Here is a 7643-nt window from a genome sequence, read left to right as displayed (position 1 = left end):
CTTCCGATCCCGCGTCAGCGCCGTCGGCCCGTGCCTCAGCGCCGTCGGCCCGCGCCCCAGCGCCGTCAGCCCGCGCCTCAGGGCCGTTGCGCCGCCAGCGGATCCAGCCCACTCCCCAGCGGAATCCGGGCCACCAGCCCAGCGGGCATCCGCACCGGCCGGACCCCCTCGTACCCCAGCATCGCCAGCACGTCCGGCGTGGCCAGCGGATGGTTGCGTCCCTGGTCGCTCACCAGCGACAGCGTGCCCACCGGCGCGCGCGGACTGGGCATCACCTCCACCAGCGCCACCGACCCCGGCGACACCACCACCCGGTCGGCCAGCGGCAGCCCGGCGTCGGTGCGCCTGCCCGTGCGCAGCGCCGGATCCCGTTGCGGCAGCACGGAGTCCACCGTCACCGCAGGCACCTCCGCGCCCGGCTCGAAGCTCGCGCACACCGTGGGCGCGCCCGCGGCCGGACCTGCGAACTCCGGCCGCCGCTCCGGCGCCTGGCCGGCCCGCGCGGGCTCCACCGTGGCCAGCTTCGCCCCGCTGACCGCCAACGGGCTCAACGCGACGCCGTTCAGCTCGCCCTCGCCGAGGGCCTCGGCGGTGGGCTTGTGCGCGCGCTGGATCTCGTACTGCAGCTCCGAGATCGGCCGCAGCCGGTCGGCCTCCACCAGGTACCGCTGGGTCACCTCGCCCGAGGTGCGCACCAGCGCCAGCTGGCCGATCCGCAGGTCCGGCTTGCCGGGCACCGCGGTGCTGGGCTTGCCGATGTCCCGCAACGTGATCGGGCCGATCTCCGCGCCCGCCGGCAGGTTGTCCACCAGGGCCGACCCGGCCCGCAGCACCGGCCCGGTGCGCAGCGCGAGGCGGACCGCGGCCGTGTCGGCCTGGGCGATCCGGTGCCGGTGCCCGCGCCAGACCAGCTGCCAGTCACCCTGTTCCGGCGGTTCCAGCAGCAGCGCGGACTCACCGAGCGCGCGACCGCCGCCGGGCGCCTGGCCGACCAGCAGCACCGACTCGTGCACCGCCGCGCCGGTGGTGTCCACCGCGGGCTGCGAGCACATGCTCCAGCCGCCGCCGAGCACCCGTTCCCGGGCCGGCAGCCCGTCCGGCACGTCCAGCAGCCCGATCCGCGGCGCCCTCGGCACCCCGGCCAGCGACGCCTGCGAGACGTCCATGGTCGGCGCGTGCTTGCCCAGCGCCAGCAGCGCCGAGGTGTGGTTGGTGACCGGCCGCAGCCTGCCGTCCACGTACACCAGCCGCGCCCCGGTCTCCTTCTCCACGATCACCGCGTCGTCGGTGCGCCAGGCGTCCTTGCCGCCCGGCACGATCAGCCCGTACACGCCGAACCCGGCCAGGATGATCACCGCCAGCGCGATGCTGCCGAACGCGGACACGCTCGGTCGCCGGAACGGTGGCTGTTCCGGATCGGTCTCCCTGGTGACCAGCGCGGAGATCGCCCGCTGGGCCAGGAACTGGTGCGCCTGCAGCTGGTCGCGACTGGATGCCATCTCAGCCGCCCAGCCCGCGCAGGTACGCGTACAGGTCGAGCACCGCGCACACCACCGGCACCACGGCGAGCACCACCACCACCTCGAACAGCTCGGCATAGCGCCCGAGGTACGGACTCGCCTGGCGTCGGCTGTGGTGCAGCCCGGCCAGCACGACCAGCCCGCCGACCACGAGCAGCACCACACCGGCGATGGCCACCCGCCCGGACAGCAGCGGTCCGAGCGCGAGGCACACCGCCCCGCACACCCCCGCGCCGAGCAACGGAACCCGTTGCCACAGCACGGGATACAGCCGCGCCCTGAGCAGGAACCCGAGCGCGAGCACCACCAGCAGCCACAGCGCGGACGTGCGGCCACTGCGCACCAGCAACACCTGGCAGACCACGGCCACCAGCGCGGCGCCGACCAGCATGCCGGTCAGCAGCCCGTGCGCCCGCGCGACCGCCTGGTACACCGCCGGTCGCGGCGGCTGCGGATCATCCCGGACGAGATCCGCGGTGGTGCGGGGCAGCACCGGCATCGGCACCCTGGCCAGCCGGATCGCCAGCGGAGCCAGCAGCGGGGAGAACGCCAGCACCGCACCGGCCACGATCGCGGCCGCCTGGGCCCCGTCGAAGGTGTCCAGCCCGGCCAGCACGCCACCCAGCACGCCGAGCAGGCCGCTGGTCGCCGCCGCGGCGAAGACCGGCAACCCGTGCGCCGTGCCGAGATGGCCGAGCACCGCCCCGAACAGCAGTGCCGCGCTACCCGCCTGGATCTGGGGTGCGCCCAGGTCCAGCAGCGGGTGGCTACCGGCCAGGAGCAGAGCTCCACCGAGGAAGGAGTACGGCAGCGCCAGCGCCCCGAAGACCGCGCCGGCCACCGCGTCTCCCGCGGTCCTGGCCAACGTAGCACCCACGGCGAGTAGCAACAAACTCACCAGGAGTGACCACAGTCCGGGCATCGGCCAGGGCGGTCCGGCCCGCAGCACCACCGCCAAACCGAGCAGCAGCACCAGCCCGCCGACGGCCAGCCCGGCCAGCCGGGTGTGCCGCGCGCTCCAGGCCCGGCCGGCCCGGCCCGCGCCGTCGGCGATCGCGTCGACCAGGTCGTCGTACTCCAGCTCCGGCCACTCGGTGCGCCGCGAGGTCAGGTGCAGCACCTCGCCGTCCCTGATCCGGTACGAGCCCAGCGTGCGCCCGAGTTCCAGCGCCGACCCGTCGCCCCGCCGCAGCAGCCAGCCACCGTCGGCGGCACCGTCGTCAGCGAGGTGCTCACCGGCGTGCCGGAGCAGCCCCGGCACGATCTCGGCGACGCTGGACTGCTCGGGCAACGCCATGTCGATGCGCCGGTGCGGCGCGGCGACCGTCACTCGCACCAGCCCGGTCGTGGTCATCGGCCTACCTCCTCGCACTGGCCGCAGCGGCAACAACCTGCCGCCCGGCGCGCACCTGTGGTCCGGCTTCCTACGATCTGGGCGAAGGCCCGGCCGGGGAACCGGGTCGGCAGCTAGCGGCCATCACCGGTGGCATCGGATGATGTGCGAGACAGAGGGGAGTCCGGGATGACCGGCAACGGCCCGCAGGAGCTGGTCCCGCTCGGCGAGGGACCGGTGGCCACGGTGTACGCCGGGATGCGCGCGGACACCGGCGAGGCGTTCGCGCTCAAGGTCTTCCCGGCCAAGCTGCCCAAGCGCACCCGTGCCGAGCTGGACCGGGAGCTGACCAGGCTGGCCGCGCTGCGGGATCGGGCGCCGGTGCTGGTCGCCGACGCGGTCGAGGACACCCCGGACGGCCGCACCGCGCTGCGGATGGAGCTGTGCTCGCAGTCCCTGCGCGAGCTCGTCGCCAGCTGCGGCAGGCTCTCGGTGCCCGACGCGCTCGCCCTCGGCAGGGCGGTGGCCACCGCGCTGGCCGCCGCGCACCGGGCCGGTCTGGTGCACGGCGGCGTCACCCCCGGCAACCTGCTGTTCCGCCCCACCGGCGAACCCGTGCTCGCCGACCTCGGCCTCACTCTGCGCCGCGCCTACCCCCGCGACCACCGCACCGGCATCGACTTCACCGCCCCGGAAACCCTCCGCGACGGCACCGTGGACGAACGCTCGGACCTGTACGGCCTCGGCGCCCTGCTGCACCTGGCCCTCTCCGGCGAGTCACCGCATCCCGGCGCGATCGGCGAGCCGGAGGGCGAGCGGATGCTGCGCGTGCTCGGCACCCCCGTGCCGCCGCTGACCAGGCCGGACGTGCCCGAGACGCTGACCGCGGTGGTGTCGGCGCTGCTGAGCAAGGACCCGGCGCTGCGCCCGGCCGAGGCGGCGGTGGTCTCGGGCTGGCTGGACCGGATGGGCGGGCCCGAACCGAGGAACGCGGGCACGGAGGCGCCGGGACGGGGTTTCGACGACTTCGCCGGCTACGTGCCGGGGCCCTCGCCCGAGGCGCACCGGCTGACCACCGCGCAGGCCGACTGGCCCGTCGCACCCCTGCCCGGCCACCCCGCCCAGGCCCCCGGCTTCCGGGCGGCCGGCCACGTCGCCCAGGTCCGGCGCACCCCGCGGCCGGGCCAGATCCCGAGCACACCGCCGCCCGGCCACCCCGCCACCCCGCCATCGGGCCACCCCGCCCGGGCCGCCGCGACCGCACCGGAGCCCCCGGCCCCCGCCGCGGCACCAGAGACCACGACCCCGGACACCGCACCGGAACCCACCCCGCCCCAGCCGCACGGCGCCCCGCTGGTGATCTCCGGCCCGGCCCGCCCCGACCGCCCGGCCAGCCGCACCGGCCTGGTCCTCGGCGGCGTCGGCCTGGCCGCGGTGCTCGCCGTCGGCGCGGTGCTGCTGATCAACGACGACCCCGCCGAACTGGCCCTGCCCCCCGGCCCCGCCCCGGCCAGCGCGCCCACCACCTCCGCGAAACCGGTGGAGATCGTGCTGGAGGAGCCCATCGTGCGCGGCAACACCGTCGAGCTGAACTGGCGCAGCAGCGAGTCGCTGTACTTCGCCGTGGGCATGGCGGTCGAGAACGCGACCGAGAACAAGACGTTCCCGCCGCAGCAGACCACCACCTGGAAGGGTGAGGTGGAACCGAACCGCAAGTACTGCTTCGACGTCCGGGGCACCAACGGCGGCGGCGTGGTCTACAAGAGCCAGCCCAAGTCCATCAACGGCGCGGACTGCCGCAACTAGCTAGCGGGCGCTCTGGTTCAGCGCGGGCGCGGGCGTCGCGGCCAGCACCTCGGCCACGATCTCGGCCGCGCCGCGCTGGTTCAGCTCCGCGTCGGCGGTCAGCACCAGGCGGTGCGCGAGCACCGGCACCGCGACGTCCTTGATGTCGTCCGGGGTGACGAACTCCCGGCCCTCGGTGGCCGCCATCGCCTGCGCCGCGCGCACCAGCGCGATGCTGCCGCGCGGGCTGGCGCCGAAGCGCACCGCGGTGTGCTCCCGGGTGGCCGCGGCCAGCCGGGCCGCGTACTCGACCACCGCGCGGTCCAGGTGCGCCTTGCGGACCTGGGTGATCGCGGCGCGCAGGGTCGGGATGTCGACCACGGCGGGCAGGTCGTCCGGGGACACGCCCGCGCAGTCGCTCATGATCACCAGAACCTCGGCGTCCACGTCCGGGTAGCCGACGGACAACCGCATCAGGAACCGGTCGAGCTGGGCCTCGGGCAGCCGGTAGGTGCCCTCCATCTCGATCGGGTTCTGGGTGGCCACCACCAGGAACGGGCTGGGCACCGGGTGCGCGACCGCGTCCACGGTGACCCGGCGCTCGGACATGACCTCCAGCAGCGCGGACTGGGTCTTGGGCGTGCCGCGGTTGATCTCGTCGGCGACCACCACGTTGGCGAAGATGCCACCGGGATGGAAGGTGAACTCCTCTTCCTTCTGGTGGTAGACGGTGACGCCGGTGATGTCGCCGGGCAGCAGGTCGGGGGTGAACTGGATGCGGTTCCAGCTGCCGCCGATGCTGCGCGCGATGCAGCGGGCCAGCGTGGTCTTGCCCAGCCCCGGCACGTCCTCGATGAGCAGGTGGCCCTCGGCCAGCAGCGCGGCCACGGCCAGGCGCACCACCTCGGGTTTGCCGCGGACCACCGACTGCACGTTGCGCGCGATCAGCGAGTAGACCTGCCCGGCCTGCGTGGTGCTCATACCGGGGATCCTAGGCAGCACGGGTACACCGGTCGTTCAGTCCCGGTACACGGCAGGCAGTTCCAGCTCGAAGATGGCGCCGCCGGCCTCGGCGTTGTACACCCGCAGCGTGCCGCCGTGCGCCTGGGCGACCCAGCGCACGATGGCCAGGCCGAGCCCGCTGGACCCGCCGCCGCTGGTGAAGCGGTCCAGGGCCAGCTCGGCGCGTTCGGCGTCGATGCCGGGGCCCTGGTCGGCCACGGTGACCCGGTTGCCCGCCACGCTGACGTGCACCACCGCGGCCGCGCCGGGCTGGTGGCCGTGCTGCAGGGCGTTGCCGAGCAGGTTGGCCACCGCGCGCTGCACCAGCACCGGGTCGGCGTCGACCTTGCTCGGACTGGTGGTCAGCGTGATCCGCGCGCCCTCCGGCGGGGTGTCCTCGACCACGCCCGCGACCAGCTGGTCCAGCCAGATCGGCTGCCTGGCCAGCTCCTGCACCCCGGCGGCGAAGCGGGCGCGCATGAGCAGGCCGTCGATGATGCCGCCCATCCGCGCGGACAGCCGCACCGCGCGCGGCAGCAGCTCGGCGTGCTGGTCCGGGTTGCGCAGCCCGGTCTCGGCCAGCGCGCGCAGCGCCGCCACTGGTTTGCGCAGGTCGTGCGCGATGTCGCCGAGCAGCGCCTCCTGCTGGGCCAGCGCGTCCACCGCGGGACGCATGGCCCGGCCGGAGAGCACGTGCCCGGCCAGCGCGCAGGCGCCGACCAGCAGCACGGACACCCCGAGCACGATCAGCACCCGCCGGTCGTGCCTGCTCTCGGCCTCCCGCGCGTCCATCGCGGCGACCACCGCGCCGACGTACTGCCCCGACCGGTTGCGCAGCGAGTCGGCGGTGACCCTGAGCAGCTCGCCGCCGCTGCCGCGCTGGTAGCCGGTGATCATGCTGCGGGTGTCCACGGACTGCTGGGCCAGGCTGGTCAGTGTGGTCATCGGCAGCGGGGCGCAGGGCTTCTCGCTGGTGTGATTGGTCGACCACTCACCATTCTCGTCCCGGTCCAGCACGGTGAACTGCGGGCAGGCGTTGTTGATCTGGTCGTGCCCGAGCTCCTCGGTGTTGATCGTGCCGTCGTAGTCGATCAGCCGGGACACCACCGCGCTGACCCGGCGCAGGTCGGCGTCCATGTGCTGCTCGCCCTGCTGCCGGTCCTCGCGGATCACCAGGTAGGCGAACAGGATCAGCCCGGCCGCGTTCAGCGCGGTGAACAGCAGGGTGAGCAGGCGGCGGAGGCGGCGCAGCCGGTCGGCGGAGGTGGTGCTCACCCGGCGCCCAACCGGAAGCCGCGCCCGTGCACGGTGTGGATCAGCCTGGGCTCGGCCAGCTTGGCGCGCAACCGTTTCACCACCGCGTCGACCACGTTGGACATCGGGTCGGCGCTGTTGTCCCAGCAGTGCTCGATCAGCTCACTGCGCGAGACCACCTGCCCCGCCCTGGCCAGCAGGTGCTCCAGCACCGCGAACTCCTTGTCCGAGACGGTCAGCAGCACCCCGGCCCTGCGCACCTCGCGCCGGGCGCAGTCCATCTCCAGGTCGGCGTGCCGCAGCACCGAGGGCCTGCCGCTGCCGGCGCGGCGGCACAGCGCGGACACCCGCGCGGTCAGCTCGGCCATCGCGAACGGCTTGGCCAGGTAGTCGTCGCCGCCGTGCTCGAACCCGGCGACCCGGTCGGCGATCTTGTCCAGCGAGGTCAGGAACAACACCGGGGTGGCCCAGCCCTCCTGCCGCCGCCGGTGCACGTAGCTGATGGCGTCGCCGTCGGGCAGCATCCGGTCGAAGACCACGCAGGCGTGCTCGCCCGCGCGCACCGCCCGGTCCGCGGCCGCGATGTCCGCCGCCTCCACCACCGCGAGTCCGGCTGAGCGCAGCTCCGCGACCACCGCGAACCGCAGGTCGTCGTCGTCCTCGACCACCAGAACGCGGACGGGGATCACTCCCGGTCGTGTCATGGAAACCTCATGTGGCCACAGAGATGGTGGGTGCGATGGAGAGAG

General features: G+C 74.4%; 6 protein-coding genes. 1 reads left to right on the top strand and 5 read right to left on the bottom strand.

Going from position 1 to position 7643, the window contains the following annotated elements:
• Positions 1-77 precede the first annotated feature (77 nt).
• Both eccB and eccD read right to left on the bottom strand, forming a co-directional pair.
• Positions 78-1499, bottom strand: a complete 1422-nt coding sequence (gene eccB, locus ACWDY5_RS27275; RefSeq protein WP_449725002.1) for a type VII secretion protein EccB — start codon at positions 1497-1499, stop codon at positions 78-80.
• 1 nt (position 1500) lies between these two features.
• Entirely contained in the window at positions 1501-2874 is a 1374-nt protein-coding gene (eccD, locus tag ACWDY5_RS27270; RefSeq protein ID WP_449725001.1) for a type VII secretion integral membrane protein EccD, read from the bottom strand.
• A 168-nt stretch (positions 2875-3042) separates the two neighbouring features.
• On the opposite strand from eccD, the gene ACWDY5_RS27265 reads away from it, so the two are divergent.
• Positions 3043-4659: a serine/threonine protein kinase gene (locus tag ACWDY5_RS27265; RefSeq protein ID WP_449725000.1), complete on the top strand. Its 1617-nt coding sequence runs from the start codon at positions 3043-3045 to the stop codon at positions 4657-4659.
• On the opposite strand, the gene ACWDY5_RS27260 is transcribed toward ACWDY5_RS27265, so the two are convergent.
• Genes ACWDY5_RS27260 through ACWDY5_RS27250 form a run of 3 tightly spaced genes read right to left on the bottom strand, consistent with a single transcriptional unit; the run spans position 4660 to position 7598 of the window.
• The gene (locus ACWDY5_RS27260) at positions 4660-5619 is read right to left on the bottom strand and encodes an AAA family ATPase (protein WP_252486142.1); all 960 of its coding nucleotides are present in this window, start codon (positions 5617-5619) and stop codon (positions 4660-4662) included.
• 36 nt (positions 5620-5655) lie between these two features.
• On the bottom strand, positions 5656-6915 hold the full coding sequence (locus ACWDY5_RS27255; protein WP_449724999.1) for a sensor histidine kinase: 1260 nt from the start codon (positions 6913-6915) through the stop codon (positions 5656-5658).
• On the bottom strand, positions 6912-7598 hold the full coding sequence (locus ACWDY5_RS27250; RefSeq protein ID WP_449724998.1) for a response regulator transcription factor: 687 nt from the start codon (positions 7596-7598) through the stop codon (positions 6912-6914). Before ACWDY5_RS27250 ends, ACWDY5_RS27255 begins: the two co-directional genes overlap by 4 nt.
• Between the last annotated feature and the right edge of the window lie 45 nt (positions 7599-7643).

This window comes from Crossiella sp. NPDC003009 (assembly GCF_053591555.1).
This window is presented reverse-complemented; position numbering and strand designations above follow the sequence as displayed.